This is a genomic window from Kolteria novifilia (genome assembly GCA_007748055.1).
Taxonomy (GTDB): Bacteria; Planctomycetota; Planctomycetia; order Kolteriales; family Kolteriaceae; genus Kolteria; species Kolteria novifilia.
In genome coordinates, this window is record CP036279.1 from 1,394,644 (window position 1) to 1,417,153 (window position 22,510).

Annotated in this window: 19 protein-coding genes; 11 read left to right on the top strand and 8 right to left on the bottom strand. The window is 62.2% G+C overall.

Annotated features, from left to right (window positions below; translation table 11 throughout):
• Positions 1-37: 37 nt before the first annotated feature.
• The 5 genes from Pan216_RS05185 to Pan216_RS05205 are packed head-to-tail and all read left to right on the top strand — an operon-like array spanning position 38 to position 5,748.
• Positions 38-946, top strand: coding sequence for a GntR family transcriptional regulator (locus Pan216_RS05185; RefSeq protein WP_145255781.1), 909 nt, complete (start codon positions 38-40; stop codon positions 944-946).
• 49 nt (positions 947-995) lie between these two features.
• On the top strand, positions 996-2,174 hold the full coding sequence (gene dgoD / locus Pan216_RS05190; RefSeq protein WP_145255784.1) for a galactonate dehydratase: 1,179 nt from the start codon (positions 996-998) through the stop codon (positions 2,172-2,174).
• Between the two features lie 3 nt (positions 2,175-2,177).
• Positions 2,178-3,569 (top strand): alkaline ceramidase, encoded by a 1,392-nt coding sequence (locus Pan216_RS05195; protein WP_145255787.1) that lies wholly within the window; start codon positions 2,178-2,180, stop codon positions 3,567-3,569.
• A complete protein-coding gene (locus Pan216_RS05200) occupies positions 3,553-4,470 on the top strand; it encodes a dihydrodipicolinate synthase family protein (protein ID WP_145255790.1) in 918 nt (305 codons plus the stop codon). The genes Pan216_RS05195 and Pan216_RS05200 overlap by 17 nt, the downstream gene beginning before the upstream one ends.
• Positions 4,471-5,748, top strand: coding sequence for an MFS transporter (locus Pan216_RS05205; protein ID WP_145255793.1), 1,278 nt, complete (start codon positions 4,471-4,473; stop codon positions 5,746-5,748).
• Between the two features lie 159 nt (positions 5,749-5,907).
• Here the strand turns inward: Pan216_RS05205 and Pan216_RS05210 are convergent, their stop codons facing one another.
• The 5 genes from Pan216_RS05210 to Pan216_RS05230 form a co-directional block, all read right to left on the bottom strand.
• The gene (locus Pan216_RS05210) at positions 5,908-7,599 is read right to left on the bottom strand and encodes a sodium:solute symporter family protein (protein ID WP_145255795.1); all 1,692 of its coding nucleotides are present in this window, start codon (positions 7,597-7,599) and stop codon (positions 5,908-5,910) included.
• Positions 7,596-7,856: a hypothetical protein gene (locus Pan216_RS05215; RefSeq protein WP_145255798.1), complete on the bottom strand. Its 261-nt coding sequence runs from the start codon at positions 7,854-7,856 to the stop codon at positions 7,596-7,598. Before Pan216_RS05215 ends, Pan216_RS05210 begins: the two co-directional genes overlap by 4 nt.
• Positions 7,857-8,092: 236 nt before the next feature.
• Positions 8,093-9,043, bottom strand: a complete 951-nt coding sequence (locus Pan216_RS05220) for a sugar phosphate isomerase/epimerase family protein (RefSeq protein WP_145255801.1) — start codon at positions 9,041-9,043, stop codon at positions 8,093-8,095.
• Positions 9,040-9,657, bottom strand: coding sequence for a DJ-1/PfpI family protein (locus Pan216_RS05225; RefSeq protein ID WP_145255804.1), 618 nt, complete (start codon positions 9,655-9,657; stop codon positions 9,040-9,042). The genes Pan216_RS05220 and Pan216_RS05225 overlap by 4 nt, the downstream gene beginning before the upstream one ends.
• A gap of 83 nt (positions 9,658-9,740) precedes the next feature.
• Positions 9,741-10,811, bottom strand: coding sequence for a LacI family DNA-binding transcriptional regulator (locus Pan216_RS05230; protein ID WP_145255807.1), 1,071 nt, complete (start codon positions 10,809-10,811; stop codon positions 9,741-9,743).
• 150 nt (positions 10,812-10,961) lie between these two features.
• On the opposite strand from Pan216_RS05230, the gene Pan216_RS05235 reads away from it, so the two are divergent.
• The 4 genes from Pan216_RS05235 (at position 10,962) to Pan216_RS05250 (ending at position 14,608) form a co-directional block, all read left to right on the top strand.
• Positions 10,962-11,408 carry a hypothetical protein gene (locus Pan216_RS05235; protein WP_145255810.1) on the top strand — a complete coding sequence of 149 codons (447 nt, stop codon included), beginning with the start codon at positions 10,962-10,964 and terminating at the stop codon, positions 11,406-11,408.
• Between the two features lie 123 nt (positions 11,409-11,531).
• Positions 11,532-12,515: a DUF1559 domain-containing protein gene (locus tag Pan216_RS05240; protein ID WP_145263638.1), complete on the top strand. Its 984-nt coding sequence runs from the start codon at positions 11,532-11,534 to the stop codon at positions 12,513-12,515.
• 33 nt (positions 12,516-12,548) lie between these two features.
• Positions 12,549-13,538: a DUF1559 domain-containing protein gene (locus Pan216_RS05245; protein ID WP_145255813.1), complete on the top strand. Its 990-nt coding sequence runs from the start codon at positions 12,549-12,551 to the stop codon at positions 13,536-13,538.
• Positions 13,539-13,633: 95 nt separating this feature from the next.
• Positions 13,634-14,608 (top strand): DUF1559 domain-containing protein, encoded by a 975-nt coding sequence (locus Pan216_RS05250; RefSeq protein WP_145263641.1) that lies wholly within the window; start codon positions 13,634-13,636, stop codon positions 14,606-14,608.
• A 32-nt stretch (positions 14,609-14,640) separates the two neighbouring features.
• On the opposite strand, the gene Pan216_RS05255 is transcribed toward Pan216_RS05250, so the two are convergent.
• Positions 14,641-15,732 carry a LacI family DNA-binding transcriptional regulator gene (locus tag Pan216_RS05255; protein WP_419193279.1) on the bottom strand — a complete coding sequence of 364 codons (1,092 nt, stop codon included), beginning with the start codon at positions 15,730-15,732 and terminating at the stop codon, positions 14,641-14,643.
• Between the two features lie 299 nt (positions 15,733-16,031).
• Between Pan216_RS05255 and Pan216_RS05260 the strand changes: the two genes are divergently transcribed.
• Positions 16,032-18,563, top strand: a complete 2,532-nt coding sequence (locus Pan216_RS05260) for a DUF1553 domain-containing protein (RefSeq protein WP_145255820.1) — start codon at positions 16,032-16,034, stop codon at positions 18,561-18,563.
• A 44-nt stretch (positions 18,564-18,607) separates the two neighbouring features.
• A complete protein-coding gene (locus tag Pan216_RS05265; RefSeq protein ID WP_419193280.1) occupies positions 18,608-20,032 on the top strand; it encodes a DUF1501 domain-containing protein in 1,425 nt (474 codons plus the stop codon).
• A gap of 249 nt (positions 20,033-20,281) precedes the next feature.
• On the opposite strand, the gene Pan216_RS05270 is transcribed toward Pan216_RS05265, so the two are convergent.
• Complete coding sequence (locus tag Pan216_RS05270) at positions 20,282-21,769, bottom strand: MFS transporter (protein WP_145255823.1); 1,488 nt, start codon at positions 21,767-21,769, stop codon at positions 20,282-20,284.
• Positions 21,672-22,502 carry an ABC transporter ATP-binding protein gene (locus Pan216_RS05275; protein WP_145255826.1) on the bottom strand — a complete coding sequence of 277 codons (831 nt, stop codon included), beginning with the start codon at positions 22,500-22,502 and terminating at the stop codon, positions 21,672-21,674. Before Pan216_RS05275 ends, Pan216_RS05270 begins: the two co-directional genes overlap by 98 nt.
• Between the last annotated feature and the right edge of the window lie 8 nt (positions 22,503-22,510).

The window sequence follows — 22,510 nt, forward strand, 5'->3', positions numbered from 1 at the left end:
AATTGACTTCGTCGTCTAAGTCAAATATCTTTCGGGCATGAATATCACGACCTTCATCAAGGAAGATCTCGCGAGTCGGCTGATGGCCGGTCAGGAGTTGCCGGCCCCGTTGACGCTGGAAGGGCTCGCCGAGCACTACCAGGTTAGCGCCAAGCCCGTACGCACCGCGATCGCGGAGTTGATCGACGAGGGGTTGATCGAAAAGGGAAGCAATCGCCGACTTTCGCCCGCTCGCTTGGCCAACGCATCCGGCGGGGGAATCGCCGTCAAGAGCTTGGCGAGCGACGAGCAAGACGACTTCCCGCCCCCGGAGTTTCCCCCCGAACTGTCGCAAGATCGTTTCGTCGAAATCGCGAACGATCTGGTGCGTCTCAGCCTCAAGGGGGAGGCGGTCTACCTGCGAGAGGAAGCGACGGCGAAGAAGTACGACATCAGTCGCTCGGTCTGCCGCAACTTCATGCACCGGCTCGCCGGCGAGGGCATTCTCGATCACATTCCTCGACGCGGGTGGCGCCTGCGGCCCTTTCGCAAGGAGGATCTCGAGTCCTTCTTGGAAGTCCGCGAGGTGCTCGAGCTCAAGGCTCTTGACCTGGCGTTCGACCACGTCGAACCCGAGCGCGTTCAAGCCTTTCGCGACGCGAACGTCCTCTCCGGAAGATCCCGAAAGAAGCCGCGGGTCGACGAGTCATTGCACCAATATCTGATCGAAAAGTCGGGCAATCCCTACATCGGCGACTTTTTCAAGCGTCACGGCCGCTATTACCAACTTCTGTTTCAGTGGGAAGACCACGATCTGCGGGCCGCGGAAGGAACGATTCGGCAGCACCATGCGATTTGTGACGCGATGCTGTCGCACGATCGCCACGCCGCTTCCGCGGCGCTGTCGCATCACATTCGCTGCAACCACCCGATCCTCGACACGATCGTTTCGAGGGACGAGTGGTGAGAACAAGCCGGCCCGGTATCATTTCCTTCTACCCGAATCGATGGACCCTATGAAGATCGAACGAATCGAAACGCTCGTCTGCAACGCCCGCATGCGAAACTGGGTCTTCGTCAAGGTTATCACCGATCAGCCGGGGCTGTTCGGTTGGGGAGAGGCGACGCTCGAGTGGCACACGCGCGCCGTGGTCGGTGCGGTGGAGGACCTATCGGAGCTCATTGTCGGCGAGGATCCCACGAGCGTCGAGCATCTCTGGCAGATGATGTGGCGCCAGCACTTCTGGCATGGCTCGGGGATCGTACGTTCGACCGCCATCGCCGGCATCGACCTCGCCCTGTGGGACATCGTTGGAAAAGTTCACGGTGTTCCCTGCCACAAGCTTTGGGGGGGGCCGGTTCGCGACACGATACGGACCTACTGCCATCTCGGCGGCGGACGTCTCGAACGCTTTTACGAAACTCCCGTCGACCACGCGGCCCAGTTCGCGGAGTTGGCTCAAATGGCGGTGGAGGGAGGCTTTTCCGCTTTCAAGTCGATGGCGGTGCCGCCGACCATGCCGGTGGAAGGGCTCAAGCCGATCAAGGCGGCGGATGCGTGTGTCGCGGCGATGCGCGAAGCGGTGGGCGACGAGATCGACATCATGGTCGACTGCCACGCCCGCCCCTCGCCAACGATGGGGATGCAGTTTGCCCGGGCGCTCGATCCCTATGGGTTGTACTTTCTGGAAGAGCCGTGCTGGCCCGAGTGCGTCGACTCCTTGGCCGCGATCAACGCCGCTGTCGCTACGCCGATCGCGACGGGGGAGCGGCTGACGCATTCGGCCGCGTTTCGGGATCTATTCGCCGCCCGCGCCTGCGAGATCTGTCAACTCGATCTGACGCACTGCGGCGGCTTCAGCGAGGCGCGGCGGGTGGCCGCGTTGGCCGAGGCGCATCGCATCGCGTTGGCGCCCCACAACCCGCAAGGGCCGATCAGCACCGCGGCCTCGCTCGAGTTTGGTTTCGCCCAGCCCAGCTACATGATCTGCGAGTCGGTCCACGAGGACGTTCCTTGGCGCCGCGATGTCGTGCAGGAATCCTTCGCCGTCGATCCGCAGACGCGTACCGTTCGTCGTGGCGACCGTCCCGGTTTGGGAGTCTCGATCGACGAGGATGAAGTCGAGCGGCATCCCTTCGAGCAAGAGCTTCCGCAGCGAGTCTTTTACCATGACGGCAGTGTCGGAGATTGGTGAGCGATGACGGCTTCGACTCCTTCGACATTCCGGCATGCCTCCTTCGGAGGTCTCATCGGCATCGCACGCGTCGATATCACGCCGCCGGTTGGGGTCTACCACCGAAACTGGGGCGCCGCGACACAAGATGTCGCCGACCGCGTGCATCGACCGCTGAGCCTGACGGCCCTTACGCTCGCCGACGGTTCCGGCAAGCCTCCGATAGTGCTCGTCGACGCCGACCTCGGCTGGTGGAAGAATCTCGATCTCTTCCGGCGATTCCGCTCAAGCGTGCTCGACCAGCTCTCCTTTGAGCCGGCCGACCTGATCATCGCTCTCACGCACACGCACGCCGCGGCCCCCTTGGCCGCGGTCGACCCGGAGCTTCCCGGCGGCGAACTGCATCGGGACTGGCTTGATGGCCTCGCTTCGCGCTGCACCGATGTAATCGAGCAAGCGCGGAAGGCCGAGTGCGAAGCTCTCCTCGAGTGGCACGTTGGACGCTGCTCGCTCGCGAGCAACCGCGATCTATGCGATCCGAACCCCGAGTCCGATCGCTATCTCGTCGGCGTTGACCCAGACCGCCCCGCCGACGATACGCTACTCCTCGGCCGAATTAGCGATTCGAGCGGAGAGCATCGCGGATCATTGGTCAACTATGCCTGTCATCCGACCACGTTGGCGTGGGAGAACACCGCGATCTCGCCGGACTACATCGGCGCCATGCGGGAGACGATCGAGCAAGCGACCGGGGCTCCCGCGATTTTCCTCTTGGGAGCGTGCGGCGATTTGGCTCCGCGCCGGCAGTATGTCGGCGATCCGTCGATCGCGGATGGGCATGGACGACAGCTCGGCTACGCCGCCCTCTCGATTTTGGAGGGCATGCTTTCGCCAGGGACCAAACTCGGCTACGCCGGGACTGTCGAATCTGGGGCGCCGCTAGCGATCTGGAAAGAGACACGCCGTGAGGGATCGAAGGATCTTCGCTACCGCGTCGAGCCGGTCGACCTTCCATTGAAGGACTGGCCGTCGGCTGACGAGTTGGAGCGGCAACGTCTACGTTGCTCGGACCGCGCGGGTGAAGAGCGACTGCGGCGCAAGCGCGACATCCGGCGCGGGCTTGGCGAAGGGATGACCTATGGCCTGCCGATCCACGTCTGGCGATTCGGCGACGCGGTGCTGGTGGGCTGTTGTTGCGAGCCGTTCTCGGTGCTGCAACAGGAACTCCGCGAGCGGTTCCCCGATCGGGTGGTCGTCGTCATGAACCTCATCAACGGTTCGATCGGCTACCTCCCTCCCGCGACCCTCTATGACCACGACCACTACGCGGTTTGGCAAACGCCCTTCGAACGTGGATGTCTCGAGTTGACCATTGAAGCCATGTCCCAAGCGATCCACCATGTCATCAGCGACTAACCAACACCTTCACGGTGTCCTTCCGGTCCTGCACACTCCCCTGACCGAGGAGGAATCGATCGACGTGCCGACGCTCCAGCGGGAGGTCGATTGGGCCTTCGAGGTCGGGGCCGACGGCGTCGTCATCGCGATGGTCAGCGAGATCACGCGGCTCGGGTATCAGCGTCGACGGGAACTCGCCGAGCATGTCTGCCGATCCGTCGGGGGACGTGGGTTTGTCGTCGTCAGTGTGGGCGCCGAGTCGACCAGGGAGTCGATCGAGTTGGCTCGACACGCCGAGGCCCTCGGAGTCGATGCCGTCATGGCGATTCCGCCGGTGACGACCCGACTTGGTGGAACGGCGGTGCGCGACTACTTCGCGGCGATCGCGCGGAGCGTTTCGGTTCCCCTTTTGGTTCAAGATGCCTCGAGTTACGTCGGAATGGCGATCGATTTGGGCGTTTATGTGTCGCTTTTGGACGAATTTGGACCGAAAAGGATCCAATTCAAGCCGGAAGCGAGCCCGTTGGGACCCAATCTGTCCCGGCTTCGCGATGCGACCGACGGCTCCGCCCGGATCTTCGAAGGCTCGGGCGGGATCAATCTCGTCGACTGCCACCGCCGCGGAATCGTCGGCACAATGCCGGGAACCGACCTGCTCGATGCGGTGGTCGCGCTCTGGAGGGCCCTCGAGTCGGGCGACGAGGAACGGATCTATCGGCTATCGCTACCGCTCAGTGCCATCGTGGCGCTTCAACTTCAAGCGGGACTCGACGGCTTCGTCACGATCGAGAAGTATCTGCTTCACAAACGAGGGATTTTTCCCCATCGGCGCCTCGTGGGACCAGCCGGCTGGGAAATCGATGACGAAACGGCGGCGGAGGTCGACCGACTCTTTGACCGACTGCAGGCGGCGCTCTGAATGAACGCGACTCCCACTCACATTCGCTATCGCGTGCTCGGCTGGCTCACGCTCGCCGCGGGGCTCGCCTACGTCTGTCGCAACGGCGTCGGCGTCGCCGAGAGCACGATCCGCGAGGACCTCGGCCTGTCGCTCGAGCAGTCGGGTTGGTTCATGGGGGCGTTCTTCTGGACGTACGCTCTCTTTCAAGTGCCCGGCGGTTGGTACGCGCAGCGCTATGGCACCAGGCTGTCACTGACGCTCTTCGCGCTGGCGTGGTCGGTGGCGACGCTCTTTCTGGGGGCTGCCTCGTGGTTCTGGCTCCTGGTCGCCGCCCAACTCCTGATGGGACTGGCCCAAGCCGGAGCTTTTCCCGCGTCGTGCAACTCGATCGGGCACTGGATGTCGTTCTCCGAACGCTCGCTCGCGTGCGGCGTTCTCGTGGCGGGGATGCAGATCGGGGCCATCCTCGCCAGCCTCCTCGCTGGCCCGTTGATCGGCTTGTTCGATTGGCGTTGGACCTTCGTTCTCTTCGCGCTGCCCGGATTGGTTTGGGCACCTTGGTTCTTCATCCGTTTCCGCGACGACCCCCAACAGTCACCGGAGATCAGTGCCGCGGAGCTCGCCATGATTCGCTCGGAACGACCGATCGTGGAGTCTGGCCCAGCCGAAGACGAGAGCGAACTGGCGACGTGGCTCGGCTTTGTGCGCAACCCGATGATTTGGCTACTCTGTGGGCAGCAGATCTTTCGCAGCGCCGGCTACATGTTCTTCGCGAGTTGGTTTCCCACGTTCTTGCAGAAGACCCGCGGCGTGTCGGTGTCCGAATCGGGGTTCATGCAGGGGCTCGTCCTTGGAGGAACCCTCGTCGGCAGTTTGTTCGGCGGCCTATTGATTGACTGGATCTGGGTGCGAACCGGAAACTTGCGGCTCAGCCGTAGCGGCGCCGGGGCGTTCTTTCTTGGTGGCTGTGGAGTCTTGGTCTTCGGGGCCTGGTTTGTCGAGACCGTCACCATCGCCATCGCGTTGCTCACGCTTGGAGCGTTCCTCGCCGCGATCGCCGGTCCCTGCGCTTTTGCGACCTCGATCGACATCGGCGGTTCGCGCGTTCCCCAGATCTTTGGGTTGATGAACATGTGCGGCAACTTCGCGGCGGCGGCGACCCCGATACTGGTCGGAGCGATCTTCGACCGCACGTCCCAGTGGGGGCTGATCCTCCTTCTCTTTGCCGGGATCTATCTGGCCGGCGCCCTCTGTTGGGTCTTCGTCGATCCCAAGCACCGAGTCGCTGGTGCCTAGTAGACCGTTGATCTATTCGCTGCCGGCTACGAACGGCCCTTTTGACCAATCTCGGCGTCGAAAAACCTCGTCGAATCTACGGATTCGCCTGCGGTTGTTTTCCTTGGTCTTGGCCAATATTGCTCATTCTCCCCTTGGCCCGCTTAAATCAACGGACTGTTAGCAGACCGAGTCACTTCTGCGAGATCGGACAAGGTTGGCGAACTCGAGACGCTTCGCATCCGAAACGGCCGGCGTGACGAGGCTGACAAGGACAAAGACCGTACTGTTGGCAAGCAGCCCCCACGCCATCGCATGGATCGTGAGGCGGTTCTTCGACCACTGCACGAACTCCGAAACGCTCGTCGCGAGAGAGCCGCCCCAACTTTCGGCGAGCGCCCCGCTCGTCGCGGAAAAGAGTGACGAATAACAGAATGCGACGACGAGTCCGATCATCAATCCCGCAATCGCCCCCGCTTTCGTACCCCGTCGGACGAAGAGGACGTCGACCGTCATGGGCAAGAGCTGAACGGAGAACGCCACCGCGAAGAGCGCCAGTCCAACGATCATCTCGAGGAAGGGCGCCAGGGAACTCGACGGGCGCCTGCCGAGAACCACGACCGCCAACGCGAAGGTTGTTGCCGCCACGATCACGACGCGGCCAACCCAGACTCGCTCGACATCGGTCGCCGTCGGACGTACGAAACGGTCGTAGACATCGCGGGTGACCAGGGCGCTCAGGGCGTGCAGGTTGCTGTCGGCCGTGCTCATCGCCGCCGCCATGATGGCGACAATCAGGACCGTCGACAGCGCCGCGCCGGCGGTCATTCCCATCAGCTTGGGTAGCTGGTCCTTCAGGACGACCACCAGCACTTGATCGTACTGGCCGACCGCTTCGTGAGGCCGAATCATGCCCTCGGGGCCTTGCTGCAACGGGTAGAGAACGCCAGCTCCCAGGCCGAGCAGCATGATGCCGAAGAGAAAACAACCCGTCAGGAGGATGATGAAGATCAGAGCGCTGCGCTGTAAGGCCTTCGGGTTTCGCGCCGCGTAGAACCGCATCCACTGGGCCGGCTGGATGATGCCACCAATCGGCATCAGCAGACAGACGCTCAAGAGCATCGGCACGCTCCAGTAGCCGGTATTGCCCGGCACGGTGAGCGAACGATCGGGAAGCTCCGCGACGGCTTGACTGTAGTCAGACATGCCACCAAAGGTCGTGACCATCGCGACGCCCGCGATCATCATCCCGATCGTCAGGAGAACGCACTGCAGCGCGTCGGTCCAAGCGACGCTCCTCATGCCCCCGAGCATGATGTAGAGGGCGGTGATCGCCGCGAGGATCGTCGCGCCAATCTCGTAGCCGTGGTCGAGATTCGGGAAGAGGGGGGAGATCAATTCGCCGCCGGCCTTGAGTTGCATCATGACGTAGGGGATGGAGAAAAAGACGCCGACGAGCGTGACGAGGATGCGGAGAGCCACTTGGCTGCCGTAGTAATCGCAAAGCATGTCGGCGGGGGTCACATATCCCTTCTGATGGCCGAGTCGCCAGATCGGCGCTCCCAAAAGGTAGATGCAAAAGCCGGCCACCGGCACGTTGAGGCTCACCAGCGCGAAGACGACACCCTCGCGATAGACCATACCCGGCGCCCCGAGCAGAGCGAAGGAGCTGAGAAAGGTCGCCATGATGGTGAGGGAGGAGACGAGCCAACCCTGGCCGCGACCGGCGAGATAGTAGTCCTCCTCGCCCGCCGAACTTTTGTGGTAGCCGTACCAGCCCAGGAACAGGAGCAGCAGCAAGTAGGCCGACACGACGACGAGGGGAATGATGGTGGAGGGGACGTCGGCAACCGTGGTCCAAAGCGGCATCATTCGTCTTCCTCTGTTCCGGACCCGTTGGCTGCCGAGTTGGTCACTCCCGCATCGCGCCAGAGCCAAAAGTAGGCGACGAGAGCGATCATCACTTGAACGACGTACCAGAAGATGGCCCAGGTGTAGAGCAGCGGCAGGCCGAGAAAGCTTCTCGGGTGATTGACGAGCAGGACGCCAGGTCCCGTTCCCATCACCATGGCGAAGAGAAAGGCGAGTGTGAGAGCAATCGCGAGACCGCGTCGTGATGTGTCCTTCATCGCATGTCCGTCTTCCATCGCGTTCCCATTGCCGGGCGCCTGACTGGTCAACTCATCACCAAAACAACTCTTGGGTGAAACGCTTGCGTGGGCAGGCCATCGTCGTCACGCTTGCGTGGGCAGGGCATCGTCGTCACGCTTGCGTGGGCAGGCCATCGTCGTCACGCTTGCGTGGGCATACGAGAGACGCCCGCGAGAAGAGGGAATCCTCTACCCATCAGGAGTCGCCAAATAGGTCACGTACCCCTCGCGGCCGAACGACGTGGAATCCCCGACTCCTTGAATGCGAGAGCCAAACTTGTGTAACTCTTCCGCGCCGCCGCGAGCGGGTCATAGCCGGGCTTCGACGAGACCATCCCGCTGACCTCGGAGCAGACATCGCCGCGATAGCCCGCGTCGCGAAAGCCGCGCAGAAGCGCCACGTAGTCGATCGTGCCCTTCTCCCCAGGGAGGAAAAAGGCGACGCGATTCCCCTCTTTCGCGGCGTCTTTGACCGCGATGTGCGCGGTGTAGGGAGCCGCTTCGCGAACGGTTTCGAGCAGGGGCATGTCGCGAAACGCATAGTGGCTGTAGTCGTAGCACATCCGCAGCGAGGAGGGATTTCCAAGCTGTTCGATCAGCCAGATCGCGTCGGCGGGACGTGACATGGCTCCGCCGCGGTGGGGCTTGATCGCGATGACGACCCCGAGGGAGCGAGCGAGGTCCGCCCAGGCGCCCAGCCGATCGACAAAGAGACCGCGAACGTCGTTCCAGCGTCCACCGCCGAGCACCGTTTGAATGACTGGTGGCCGTGACGGTGCCAAGGCCTGCCCCAACCCGGCCGCCAGTCGCAATCGTTCCATCGAGTTCTGGTGGCTCGACTCGCTCTTGCCCGGAAAGACGTGTTCCATGAGGGCGGTCGGCGTCAGGTTGACGTTGGCGAGCAGGTCGCGAAGCTGCCGACGTTCCGCCGGCGTGAGTCGCGCGCTGTCCGTATCCCAGCCTTCACGCACGGCCAATTCGACGCCGTCGTAGCCGATCTTGGCCAGCGCGGGGATCACTTCCTTCGTCGGGAGGCTCTTCGTGCCGTAGGTGCTGAAGCTCAGGGTCGCTTCGGGCGCCTCGCGTTCGGGGGCCCCTCCGTTCAGGTCGCGGGCGAGCAGCGCCGCGCCAACCGCCGAGGAGGCGAGAAAATCTCGTCGTCTCATTCCGCCGCCTCCTCGAACTCGGAGTCCCGGACCGCACCGTTGCCGTTGGTGGTGGCTCGTCGGAGCAGCTCGACGAAGGGAGGGAACTGCTCCGAGTAGTCGTGCCAGGTTCTTGACGAGACGAGGTTGCCGTCGACGACCACCGGCTGATCGACGTAGACGCCTCCGAACTGGGTGACATCGAGGCGGCACTTCGCGACGGTGGTGGCCTTTCGACCTTCGAGGCAGCCGGCGGCGGCGAGAATTTCGATGCCGTGGCAGGTCACGCCGACCGGTTTGCCGGCGTCGACGAAGTGCCGGGTGATCCGTAGGAGGTCTTCGTCGTAGCGGAGGTACTCGGGGGCACGTCCTCCGGAGAGGAAGAGGCCAATGTATTCCCGGGGGTCGACGTCCTGGAGGGCGACGGTCGCCGCGATGTGGTAGGAGGGTTGCTCTCGGGTGATGTCCCAAGGAATCGCCGTCGATGGAGGAATCTCGTGCATGACGCCGTGGTAGCGTCTCGCCTCGGGAGCGGTGACGACTACGCGAAAGTCGTCTTCGGGAAGACGTAGACACGGATAGAGCGTGTCCATCATCTCGGTCCCGTCGCCGATCGGAAGGAGAACTTGGTTCATCTCGAGCAGATCCTTTCTCATTTGTTCGCCTGTTCCCGGACCGAGCCGAATGGAGCTGGAAACGGCATTGTCAAATCCCGCGGCTACGTTCGTCTCGCGACCGAATTGCCTTCGACGAGCGTTGGTTCGACCAAGAGCTGTACCTCACCCGGAGCCCCTGGATCGCTCATCCGGAAGGCGAGTTGGTGGACCGCCAAGCGGCCGATCCGCTCGGCATGCACGTCGAAGGTGGTCAGTCGCGGATGCAGACCCGCGATCCAGGCGGTGTCGTTGTTCGCGGAGATTACGCTGATGTCGCGTCCCACGACGAGGTCGCGGGCGGCAAGTGCCCGATAGGTAAGCGTGGCCACGCTGTCGGCGGCGGCGAGCAGCCCCGTCGGTCGGACGCGGCTTCGGAGCATCTGGTCGACCAATCGCTCCACCGCGTCGACGTCGGTCGGTGGGCGAAGCGGTAGACTCCATCCCCCCGGAGGGTCCTCGCAGAAACGCTCGACCCTGACGCCAGCCCGCGCCGCGGCGGCGAGAAAGCCAGTCTCTCGCTGGCGAAACTGGAGATGATCGGGCTTCGGGTTGACGAACCCAAGTCGCGTGTGCCCACGTTCGATGAGATACTCGGCCGCTCGTGTGCCGACCGCCACCGAGTCCGACATCACGACGTCTCCCCAGCAGTCCTGGGGTTTTCCCACGATCCACACCGTCGCGGTCTGACGCAAGCGGTCGAGGAGGGCCGAACGAGCGGTGGCGATCCGGTTCCCTTGAAGGGCTCCCATGAGTACGACGCCGTCGAGGCTCTGGCGTTCCAAGCTCGACGCGTGTTGTTCCAAATCGGGGACGTGGCACAGGAGGACGTTGGCGCCGGCTTGCGAGAGAGCCGCTTCCGCCCCGTTGAGCGCCAGGGCCACCGTTGGCAGGGACAAGAGGGAACGGTCCATGCCAAGGGTGACCAGACCCACGCTCCTGCCACATAGCGTCTGTTGAGCCAGCGCAACGGTCGATTTGGCGCCGTCACGTCCGCGATAGTTCATTCGTGTGGCGATCCCACGGATGAGCGAAGCGCGATCGGTGCTGATCACGGGATCGCCCTTGAGGACGCGACTGACCGTACTGATCGAGACGTCGGCAGCCTCGGCGATGTCGCGGAGCGTGACTTTCATGACGACGATTCCTTTTCCCCATGTCTAGCAAACCGGGGCCTCGCTATGCAACTGTATCGTGCAAATTTCACGAATATTGCATTTATTATTTGCAGAGCCGTTGCATCCGTTTTAGACTCGCGACCATCACATCCTTACTGGGGCACCAACATGATCGACATGAGCCGGATTGGGCGAGACATTCTGGTTATCCTTGGCTGTTCGCTGCTGGGCGCTTGCGGCGGCCTGTCCGGACCGCCGCGTTGCGCGGTCTCGGGCGAAGTCACGGTGGACGGGGCACCCGTCGAACAAGGGGCGATCACCTTCGTTCCTCATCAAGGAACCAGTGGTCCCGTCGCGGGCGGAGCGATCGTCGAGGGGCGTTTCGCCATCTCCGAACGAAAGGGGCCTTTGCCTGGAAAATACCTGGTCAGGATACGGGGTAGCAAGAAGACGGGCCGTCTGATCGACGTCCCTCCCGACAGTGTCAATCCTGACGGCGAGCAAGTCGAGGAAATCATCGAGATCGTTCCCACGCGATACAACGAGGCGTCCGATCTGGTCCGGGAACTCGTTCCCGGAGACAACCGGATCGCGTTTGAGCTGAGCTCTTCGTGACGTCGTGCCGGGGCCGGCGCCGCGTCTGGGGTTCGGGGTGGATCGCGTCGCCGATTGGGTGAATTGGGTGAAGGAGTGTGCAAAAGTACGCAAAGTTGCACGGGATGGAAGGGGAACTGAGTCGTGAATAGACCGAAGTGTCGTCCGTCTGGCTTCACGCTCGTGGAGCTGCTTGTCGTCATCGCCATCATTGGAGTCTTGGTCGCGCTGCTGTTGCCGGCGATTCAGCAGGCGCGGGAAGCGGCGCGACGAGCGCAGTGTACGAACAACCTTCGCCAGATCGGCTTGGCGATGCTCAACTACGCGGAGGCGAATGGGACGCTTCCCTTCGGCAGCCGCCTCATGGGGAGTCTGACCAGCCCCAACTCGGGCAATCCGACGCACCCGGTCTCCGGCAGCGGCTGGGTGAACGACATGGGCTGGTACTCCGGCATCCTTCCATTCATGGATCAACAACAGCTCTACGACCTGGTCGACTTCGACATCAGTTGGGCGGGGCATTCGTCCGGATCGCACAGAAACGAGCAAGCTCGGCGAACCCGGGTCGGCGTCATGGGGTGTCCCTCCGATCAAATGATTCAGCAAGCGTGGACATCCCGGGAGTACGCCTATTGGGCGGGGAACTACGCCATCAACTTCGGCAACACCGACTACGGTCAGCAAGCAAAAGCGGGGACAGCGTTCTTCGGGGCGCCTTTCCGGCAAGGCTCGACGGTGGCGTTGAAGGAGGTGACCGATGGTCTGTCGAAGACCCTCCTGGCCGGTGAGGTGATCAACGCCGGAGGGCTCTACGGCGACTTCTCGCGAACGACCGGATCGCAGGGCTTCACCGCGTGGATCACGCCCAACTCGACGACTTGCGACGAGGTCACGAGACTCGCTCCAACGACCGCCGAACAGCAACGGGCCGGCTTGTGCACGACCCTTCTCAACTCCGGTTGGACCGCCGTTCAGAATCAGTTCTACGGATCGCGCAGCAAGCATCTTGGCGGCGTCAACTCGGTGATGTGCGACGGCTCGGTTCGCTTCACCGGAGACGGCATCGATCTCGGCGTGTGGCGATCGTTGAGCACCACGCAGGGCGGAGAGATTACTAGCGGATTGTGATTGAGGGTGAACGAACAGCTCAAGGGGAGTCCCATGCATCGTACCGATCGCGCATGCCGCCGACGTCATGCCTTCACTCTGGTCGAACTCCTGGTCGTCATCGCCATCATCGGGGTTCTGGTCGCGCTGCTCTTGCCCGCCGTGCAGCAGGCGCGCGAGGCGGCGCGGCGAGCGATGTGCACCAACAAGCTACGTCAGATCGGTCTGGGAATGATCAACTACAGCGAGGCCCACGGCGTGTTTCCCTTCGGCAGCCGTATCAAAGGGGGCGGGAACTCCAACACGCCGTCGCATCCCGCGGGTGGTTCCTGGGTCGACGATCAGAGTTGGTATCAGCCGATACTGCCCTACGTCGACGCCGCGTCGATTGCCGAGATGATCGACCAGGAACTTAGTTGGGGAAACAACACGCACGCCACCGGGACCAACGAGGAGGCGCGTCGCGCGAAGGTCAACCTCTTCGGCTGCCCCTCGGACGGGATGACCCAGGCGAGCTGGGACGACTCGCGTTTCGCTCGTTGGAAGGGGAACTACGTCGTGAATTTCGGCAATACCGACTACGGACAGAAGACCAAGACGGGCGTCACGTTTCAGGGGGCTCCCTTCCGGCAAGGGATTAACGTCAGCCCTTCGTCGATCTCGGACGGCTTCTCCAAGACCTTGTTCGTCTCCGAATGCATCAACGTCGGCGGGCCCTCAGCACGCTATGGGGAGTTCACTCGTTCCCAGGGCGGTCAGATGTTCACGAGTTGGCTTACGCCGAACGCGAGCGCATGCGACGAGATGACCCGATCGATCCCGACGGCGGCGGAACAAAGGAGCGCTGGGCTGTGTACGCAAATGCTCGCCGCCAACTGGACGAGGGTGCAGGATCAAGTCTTCGCCGCCCGCTCCAAGCACACCGGTGGCGTCAATGCGTCCCTTTGCGACGGGTCGGTCAGCTTCTTCAGCGATGGAATCGACTCGCGCGTGTGGCGATCGTTGAGTACCACACAGGGGCAAGAGGTCACGGGCGGCCTGTGATCGGAAGCGAGCCGGTCGCGTCGTGTCGTCCGCCCACGCGGGAAGGTCTCTCGTTGCACGTCGGTGGTCACCATCCGGGAACGAAGGGAGGGGAAATGTCAGCCGTCGATCCCGTCTATCGTCATCGCCAAGGCTTCACCTTGGTGGAGCTTCTCGTCGTCATCGCCATCATCGGCGTGTTGGTCGCCCTCCTCCTGCCCGCGGTGCAGCAGGCGCGGGAAGCGGCGCGACGAGCGTTGTGCACGAACAAGCTTCGCCAGATCAGCCTGGCCATGATCAACTACAGCGAGGCTCACGGCCTGCTCCCGTTCGGAAGTCGCATCAAGGGAGGTGGCAACTCGAACACCCCGACGCATCCCGCGGGCGGGAACTGGGTCAATGACCAGAGTTGGTACCAGCCGATCCTACCCTATGTCGACGGCGTGAGTCTCTTCGACATGATCGACCCGGACGTTTGCTGGATCAATACGGGTTCGAACGTCAACGAGGGGGCGCGGCGGATCAAGCTCGGCCTCTTCGGCTGCCCCACCGACAGCATGACTCAGCAGAGTTGGAGCAATGCGCTGACGGCTCGTTGGAAGGGCAACTACGTCGTCAACTTCGGCAACACCGACTATGGGCAGCAGACCAAGAGTGGTGTTTCCTTTCGAGGAGCGCCCTTTCGTCAAGGGGTCAACGTGCGGCCCAGTGAGTTGAGTGACGGGCTTTCGAAAACGTTGATGGTTTCGGAGTGCATCAATGCCGGCTCGTTTTACGGGGAGTTCACGCAGTCGATGGGAGGGCAAGCATTCACGACGTGGCTCACGCCGAATGCCTCCGCGTGTGACGAGATGACCCGAGCGGTGCCGACGGCGAGCGAGCAACGAAGCGCCGGGCTCTGCACGACACTACTCAACAGCGGTTGGGCGAGAGTGCAACAGCAGGCCGTCGCCGCGCGATCGAGGCACGCGGGGGGCGTGAACGCCTCTCTTTGCGATGGAGCGGTTCGCTTCGTCAGCGACGGCATCGATGTGGGACTATGGCGGGCGATGAGCACCGCTCGGGGAAACGAAGTCGCTCAGCATCCCTGATGCACATCGAGACGCTCGGTCGACTCCGAGAGCTACTTGCCCTTGGTGGCGAGCGTCCTGACCGAGTCACGTTCGACGAGCTTTGGCTCGAGGCCGATCACGCTATCGGGAGGTGTCGCCGTCATCGAGAGAAGGCGGGCCATCTGGTCGACGGCCGCCCGTCCGATCTCGTAGGGCTGAATGTCGAAGGTCGTCAGCGCGGGATGGAGTCCCGCGATGAGGGCGTCATCGTTGTTGCCAGAGATCATACTGATGTCCCGGCCAATACGAATGTCTCGCTTGCTCAGCGCGCCGTATGCGACCGCGGCCACCGAGTCCGACGCCGCGAAGAGGGCTGTCGGGCGCGGATTCGCTTCCAGCAACTGATCGACGAGCAACTGAACCGACTCCGACGTCTGCGGCGGCTTTAGCGGAATCGTCCAGCCTTCGGGCGGCGCCGAGGCGTAGCGCTCGACGCGAAGGCCCCGACGTAGTCCTTGCGCGATGAAGCCGTTCTCGCGATGCATCATCAGCACATGGTCGGGCTTGGGATTGAGAAAGGCGACATGGCGATGGCCGTGGTCCGCCAGGTAGTCGGCGGCCAGCGTGCCGACCAGCATGTCGTTGGCGCCGACGGTGTCGCCGTCGCAACCTTCCGGTCGGCCGAGAAGCCAGACATGGGGGATCGTGAAGAGCTTCCTCACCCAGGGATTGGCGCACTGCGCGACGGCGGGGCCTTGCATGGCGCCTAGGAGAAAAGCGCCGTCGAGTTCGAGACCACGATGGGACGCGGGAACGTTGCTCAAGTCGGGCACGTTGAGCAATTGGAGCTGCGCCCCGGCCGACGAGAGTGCCTCCTCGGTGCCGTTGATCGATGCGCCGATGACGGGAAGGGAGACCAGCGAGCGATCCATGCCGAGCGTGACGACCGCCAACCGTTTCCCCGCCAGCGGCGAGTGCGCCGTCTTCTGCTCCGCGGGTTTGCGGCGCCGCAGGGGACGGTAGTTGAGGCTCGAGGCGGCGTCACGCACGCGAGCGGCACTGTCCTCGCTGATGACCGGGTCGCCCCGAAGGGCGCGGCTCGCGGTGCTGACGGAGACATTCGCCGCGTCCGCAACGGTCTGCAATGTAACGGGGTCTGCCAAGCTGTTGTCCGCCAAGGGGAAGTGGGCTTTGCGATTACGGCACGGTGATTTGCTGGTCGCCTGGTCTTATTTGCATCAGGAAGGCGGCAAATTCCAAGTAAGTATGCCGCTCGGCCTGCTGAACGTCAAGTGGCGGACTCCTCGTCCAAGAGGAGTAGTTTCAACGTGGCGCACGCCAAACCGTTGTGCAAAAGTTTGCAAATAATTTTATTTGCACTTAGGTTTTGCATTGAGGGGACGGTTGCTCTACGATGATCCGCAATCGAGGGAACTCTGCTGGGCATGTTGGGGAGTGACTGATGGTTGGGGCGCTTCGCAAGGGGGCGATGGGACTGGCGGTGCTGGCGTCGATCAGCGGTCTGTCGACGTTCGCGATGGCCGATTCGGCGCCATCCTCGGACTTCTTCGAGATTCACATCCGCCCGCTCTTGGTCGAACGATGCCTCTCGTGTCACGATGGCAGCGACGAGGCCGAGAGCGTCTTGAGCCTCGCTAGTCGCGAAGCGCTGATCGAAGGGGGCGACTTCGGGCCGGCGCTCGTGGTCGGGAAGTCGGCGGAAAGTCTCCTTTGGCACGCCGTCAACGGTACCCACAAAGAACTCCGCATGCCTCCCGATGGCGATGAGCCGCTGACGCGCGAAGAGGTCGCGGCGGTGGCCAAGTGGATCGACGATGGCGCGGTGTGGCCTAAGGAGAGCACGATCGCCAGCACCTCGAAGGTCGAGGGAAGTAAGCCGAGGGAAGAGGTCGAACATGTCGACCTTTGGTCGTTTCGACCGCGTCGAAGCGTTCGTATTCCGACCGTCGACGACGGTGGTTGGGCGACGACCGACATCGACCGTTTCGTCTGGCGGAAGCTTCAAGAGAAAGGGCTTAGGCCGGTACCGACGGCGGACAGGCGAACGCTCATTCGTCGACTCTACTTCGACCTGACCGGCCTGCCTCCGACCTCGAAGGAGATGCGCGAGGCTCTCGCGGATCCCACGCCGGAAGGGTTGGTCGCCGTCGTCGATCGGCTCCTGGCATCGCCGCGCTACGGCGAACGTTGGGGAAGGCACTGGCTCGATGTCGCACGCTACGCCGATACGCAAGGTGATGTCGGCGACTTTCCCATTCCCCAAGCCTACCTCTATCGTAACTGGGTCATCGACGCTCTGAACGCGGACATGCCCGCCGATCGCTTTCTGCGGCTCCAGCTAGCCGGCGACATTCTCGCTCGGGAATCGGATGACCCGAAGGAGCGCCGGGAGATGACGATCGCGACCGGCTTCCTGGCCCTTTCACGACGCTTCGGCAACCGCAAGCGGGATGACATGCACCTCGTGGTCGAGGACACGATCGACACCATCGGGCGTGGCATCATGGGGATCACGCTTCGCTGCGCCCGTTGCCACGATCACAAATTCGACCCGATGACGATGGACGACTACTACGGAATTTATGGCATCCTCGCCAGCACCCGCTATCCGTGGATGGGCGCCTCCGACGAGAAGTCGCCGTCGGAGTTGGTTCCCGCTTCGGCCGATCCGAACGCGCAGCGCCGCGCCGATGAGTACTGGGAACTCATCGCCCGCTACGAGTATCAGATCAACAACCATCGCCGACCTTGGTTGCGGCCGACCATCGACGAGTACAAGCGTCTGAAGCGACTTCTCGAGAAAGCCAAGGAGGAAGGAACACCGACGACGCCGATCGAGGTGGAGTTGTCATCCCTCTTGGACGAGCACGACCGTTTTCGGGAGTTGCTGATTCATGGCCTCCCGTGGGTCCGTCGCGAGAAGGATCGCCTGGCGGCCAATCCCCCGTACGAGATGTTGTTCGCCGTCTCCGAAGGGGACGCCGGCGACGCCCGTTTGCATCGTCGCGGCAATCCGGAACGGCTTGGCGACGTGGTGCCGCGCGGCTTCGTCGGGGCCTTGGGCGGCGCAACCCCGTCGGCGATCGGGCAGGGCTCCGGTCGACTGGAGTTGGCGCGATGGATCACCGCGCCCGAGCATCCGCTGACGGCGCGCGTCCTCGTCAATCGCGTGTGGCAGCACCACTTTGGCCGAGGCATCGTCGAATCGGCCAGCAATTTCGGGGTGCAAGGCCGACCGCCCGCTCAACCGGAGCTGCTCGACTACTTGACCGAGACCTTCATCGAGGATGGCTGGTCGCTCAAGAAGCTTCATCGCCGCATCGTCCTCAGCCGGGTCTACCAACTGGGCAGCGACAACATCGATGCCAATATGGAGATCGATCCCGACAACGTCTACTTGTGGAAAGCGACGCGGCGCCGGCTTGAGTCGGAGGTCATTCGCGACGCGATGCTCTACGTCAGCGGGACGCTCGACCTTCGGCCCGGGGGCCGGCACCCCTTTCCTCACTGGACGAAGAAACGCTACAGCCTCAATGGCCCCTTCAAGCAGGTCTACACCTCGAACCACCGTAGTGTCTATCTGATGACACAACGATTGTTCAAGCACCCGGTGCTCGATCTCTTCGACGGTCCCGATCGCAATTCGAGCACCGAATCGCGTCGTAGCACCAACGTCGCGACCCAGGCGCTGTTTTTGATGAACTCGACGTTCATCGAGGAGCAGTCGCGGGCATTCGCCGATCGGATCCTTCGGTCCGGCGAGACGGACGATGAGCGGATCGAGAGTGCCTACGAGCTTGCCTATGCTCGATCCGCCGAGCCGAGTGAACAGGCCGCTGCCCGCGAGTTTCTCGCGACGCATCGCGATACCTCGGCGTCGCTCGGGACGAAGACGAACGACGTGACGCGGCAGGCGTTCGTCAGTTTCGCCAAGGTCCTGCTCACCAGCAACGAGTTCTTCTTCGTCGACTAGCTGCGACGCCGCGACGGACCAATGACACCGAGGAGACGACAACCATGGAACCGACACTCGATCGACGTGAGCTTCTCGCGCGGAGCGCCGGAGTCGCGGGAGCCGTGGCACTCAACGCCATGTCCCGAGGAGAGTTGCTGGCCGGAGAACGCCAGGGGGGCACTCCGAACCCGTTGGCGCCCAAGGCGCCGCATCACGAGGCTCGGGCGAAGCACGTGATCATGCTTTACATGTCGGGCGGCTATTCGCACGTCGATACGTTCGATCCCAAACAACAGCTCATCGACAAGCACGACACGTCGATGGGAAAGCCACCCGCGAAAGACGTTTCGATGGGGGAGGGCGTCGAGCGTTTCCTGAAGGCCCCGCTTTGGAAGTTCCGCCCCAACGCTCATTGTGGCACCGAGGTGAGCGACCTGTTTCCCAACATTCGCGGGATCATGCACGAGGCCGCGCTCATCCGGTCGATGTACTGCGATCATCGGGATCACGGCGAAGCGACGCTCCAGCTTCACACCGGTTCCACCACGGTGGCGATGCCGGGCTTGGGAGCGTGGCTCAGCTACGGTTTGGGGACCTTCAACGAGAACCTTCCCTCGCACGTCGTGATTTCCGAGCACTTGCCCTACACCGGCGCGCAACCTTGGGACACGACCTTCTTGCCGGCTCACCATCGGGGAATCCGGATCGTGCCGGGAAGTCGACCTCTTCCCAACCTGAAGCCGAGGACGCCAAGCCAGCTTCAGGAACTGGAGCTTGGGATGCTGGCGCGGCTCAATCGGAATCACGCCGATCAACGGGGGCGGGAGGGCCAGCTCCTCGGTCGTCAGGCATCGTTCGACATGGCGAAAAATCTTCAAGACGCGGCGCCCGCGGCGCTCGATCTGCGTGGCGAAACCAAAGAGACCCTCAAGCTGTATGGCGCCGAAGCGGGTGATCGCACCAGCTACGCGGCCCAGTGCATCATGGCCCGTCGGCTGGTCGAACGTGGGGTCCGATTCGTGGAGATCATCGACTCGGTGGGTGCCTGCCGGGACAATTGGGACGCCGCGCACCGCGACATCGCCAGTCATGCGAAGTACGCCAAACGTGTCGACAGGCCCATCGCGGCCCTGGTCGAAGATCTCAAGCGGCGAGGCCTACTCGACCAGACGCTCTTGATCTTCTGCACGGAGTTCGGCCGTTCGCCCTGGGCACAGGATGGCAAGGGAACCAAGAGTCGGACCCACCATCCCGACGCCTTTAGTTGCTGGCTGGCCGGTGGCGGGGTCAAACCAGGCATCGTCCACGGCAAGACCGACGAGATCGGCAACCGCGTCGTCGAGAACGGCGTCCACGTCCACGACTTCCACGCCACGATCCTGCACATCATGGGGCTGGATCATACGCGGCTCACCTTCCGGCACGCCGGCCGCGACTTCCGCCTCACCGACGTACACGGTCATGTCGCCGAAGAGGTACTGTCGTGAGGCTGGCACTATTGTCAGCGTTCGGTCGAGAGTGTTCCAACGACCTTCGGATTGGATGGCGACGTCAGGTCAAGGTTGTCGCGGCCCTTGTGATTGACCTCCTCGACCGACACACGGATAAACGGGTGAAAGTGTTGCGGGGTGGCTGGGCCAAGTAGGCTCTACTCGGTCATCTTGGTTGGAGGTGCCCCGAAGAGAATCGGACAAAGCGTTGAGTCATTGGAATTCCGGGCAGCGACCGCTCAACGATCAATGGAGAGGCTTCGACCGGTTTTCGCCCCGCTGTTGGACCGCCTGGATGGGTGAGCGAGTCGAGAGCATGCGCGTTCCCGTGGGAGAAGACACAAGGGCGAGGAGAGCCACCAAGATTCCCATCAAGCCGACCGGAGCAAACCGATAGGCTTCGGGCATCCAGTCGACACAGACGCCCAGCAGGAGGGCAAAGCCCGCCACTCCGAGGGATTTGGCCTGCGACTCGATGCTCAACACGGTAGCCATGCTGTGCTCCTCGGCTTGCTTGGCGACTCGGCTGATTAGGATGGGTCGCCAGACGTTTTGGAGACCCGCGAGTCCCAGGGCGCTGGCCATCACGAGGGCAAGCGTGTCGGTGAGATTTCCGGCCAATAGGATGAGGAAGGCGATGCCGAAGGCGACCCATAGATTCCCGGCGGCACGCTCTTCTCCACCGAAGCGTTCGGAAGCAGTGCCTGACATTCGCGCAGCGTAGCTGCCCATCAAATAGAACGCCGTGTAGACCACGGCAATCGCCACAGCCGTTCTTCGGATCGGATCGAGAAACATCAGCAGAGGGGCCGCCAGCACCAACTGCTGAAGCATCGGTTGCAGGTAGTCCTTGCCCGCTTTAAACATCCCTTCGTATCCCATCGACTCGAAGAGTAGTCGGCGAAGGCTCTTTTGGAAGAAACACTGCCGAAGTCCTTCGAGCAGTAGGCGAACCACGTTAGACTTCTTCTCGGCCGTCACCCCATCAAGCCAGCTCGGATAGGTCAAAAAGTTGACGATATTCAGCGATGTCGGAATCGCACTCATCCAGAAGATCGCCGAATACTCTCTCGACACGAATACCATCACGGCCGCAATAATGACGGACACCGCGGATCCAGCTTGCGACCAACTGCGGGTGATCCCATAGACCGCCGTCTTCTCCCTCTCCCTTCCTTGGCTTTTCAGCCAAGCGAAGATGATGGCCTTGTGCGTTCCCGTTCTAAAGGCTTCTCCTATCGCGAATGCAAGCATGGCGACAAAGATCGCGACGATCGAGGACGAGAAGCCAAACACGAGAAATGCGACAACGTACGCCACATGGGAGAAGATCATGGCCCATCGGCGTCCGACGACATCGGCGATGGCCCCGGTCGGAATCTCCAGCAACGCGATACTGATCTCTCGGAATCCAATCAAGAGACCAATTGATGCGAACGACAGCCCCTTGTCGAGGAACGCAATGATCCAAAAAGGCTCGAAGTATCGCTGGTTCTTCAGGAAGCCGTATAGGCAGAAGCGTTGAATCAAGTGATGTGCTTTCTCGGGACGATTCGGCTCAATTGGGTTGGACCGTGGCTCGCTTTGTTCGCAACTTGCATCGAGTCGGTCAATGGCCGCCAGGCCGCCTATCGCCTTACGCGTGTGGAATTTCGGACAACGAATCGAGCTGGCAGGCCTCGCTAGCCTTGTCCATGTAGGGAATGCAAATCGGCGTGCCGATTCGTGGATCACGCGTTATGTGGGCTTCGATGCCGAACACTGTCCTCAAGGTTTCGCTATTCATCACTTCTTCAGGTGTGCCCTCATCGGCAATGTCACCGTCCTTCAGAGCAATCATGTGGTGGGCATATCTGGCGGCCAGGTTCAGGTCGTGCAGCACCATCACGACCGTCTTGCCCTCGTCTCGATTCAACCGGGCGAGAAGTTCCATCACTTCGAGCTGGTGGCATGTGTCCAGATGGCTCGTCGGCTCGTCCAGCAGCAGTATCTCAGCTCCTTGGGCAAGGGTCATTGCAATCCAAACTCGCTGTTGCTGTCCACCGGACAATGATGCGACGGGACGATCGCGAAGATCTGACAAGTCGACGATTTCCAGCGCCCAGTCGATTTTGTCGTGGTCGTCGCTTCCCAGGGACGAAAACCAGCGACGGTGCGGATAGCGACCATAGGAAACAAGTTCGCCCACCGTCAGGCTGTCCGGTGCCTGTGCGGCCTGAGGAAGAATACTCAGCTTCCGGGCGAGTTCCTTGGAGGGCATCTCGTGGATTGAGTGACTATTCAGAACGACGCGACCGTCGTACGGAGAAAGGATCCGTGAAAACGCTTTGAGGGCGGTCGATTTGCCGGAGCCATTGGCTCCCACGATTGCCGAGATCTTTTCGACCGGCAGAGATACCGAAAGCTGCTCGATGACAGTCTTTCGTTCGTAGCGAACGGTGAGGTGTTCGGAAGCAAATCTGTTCATCGTATTCG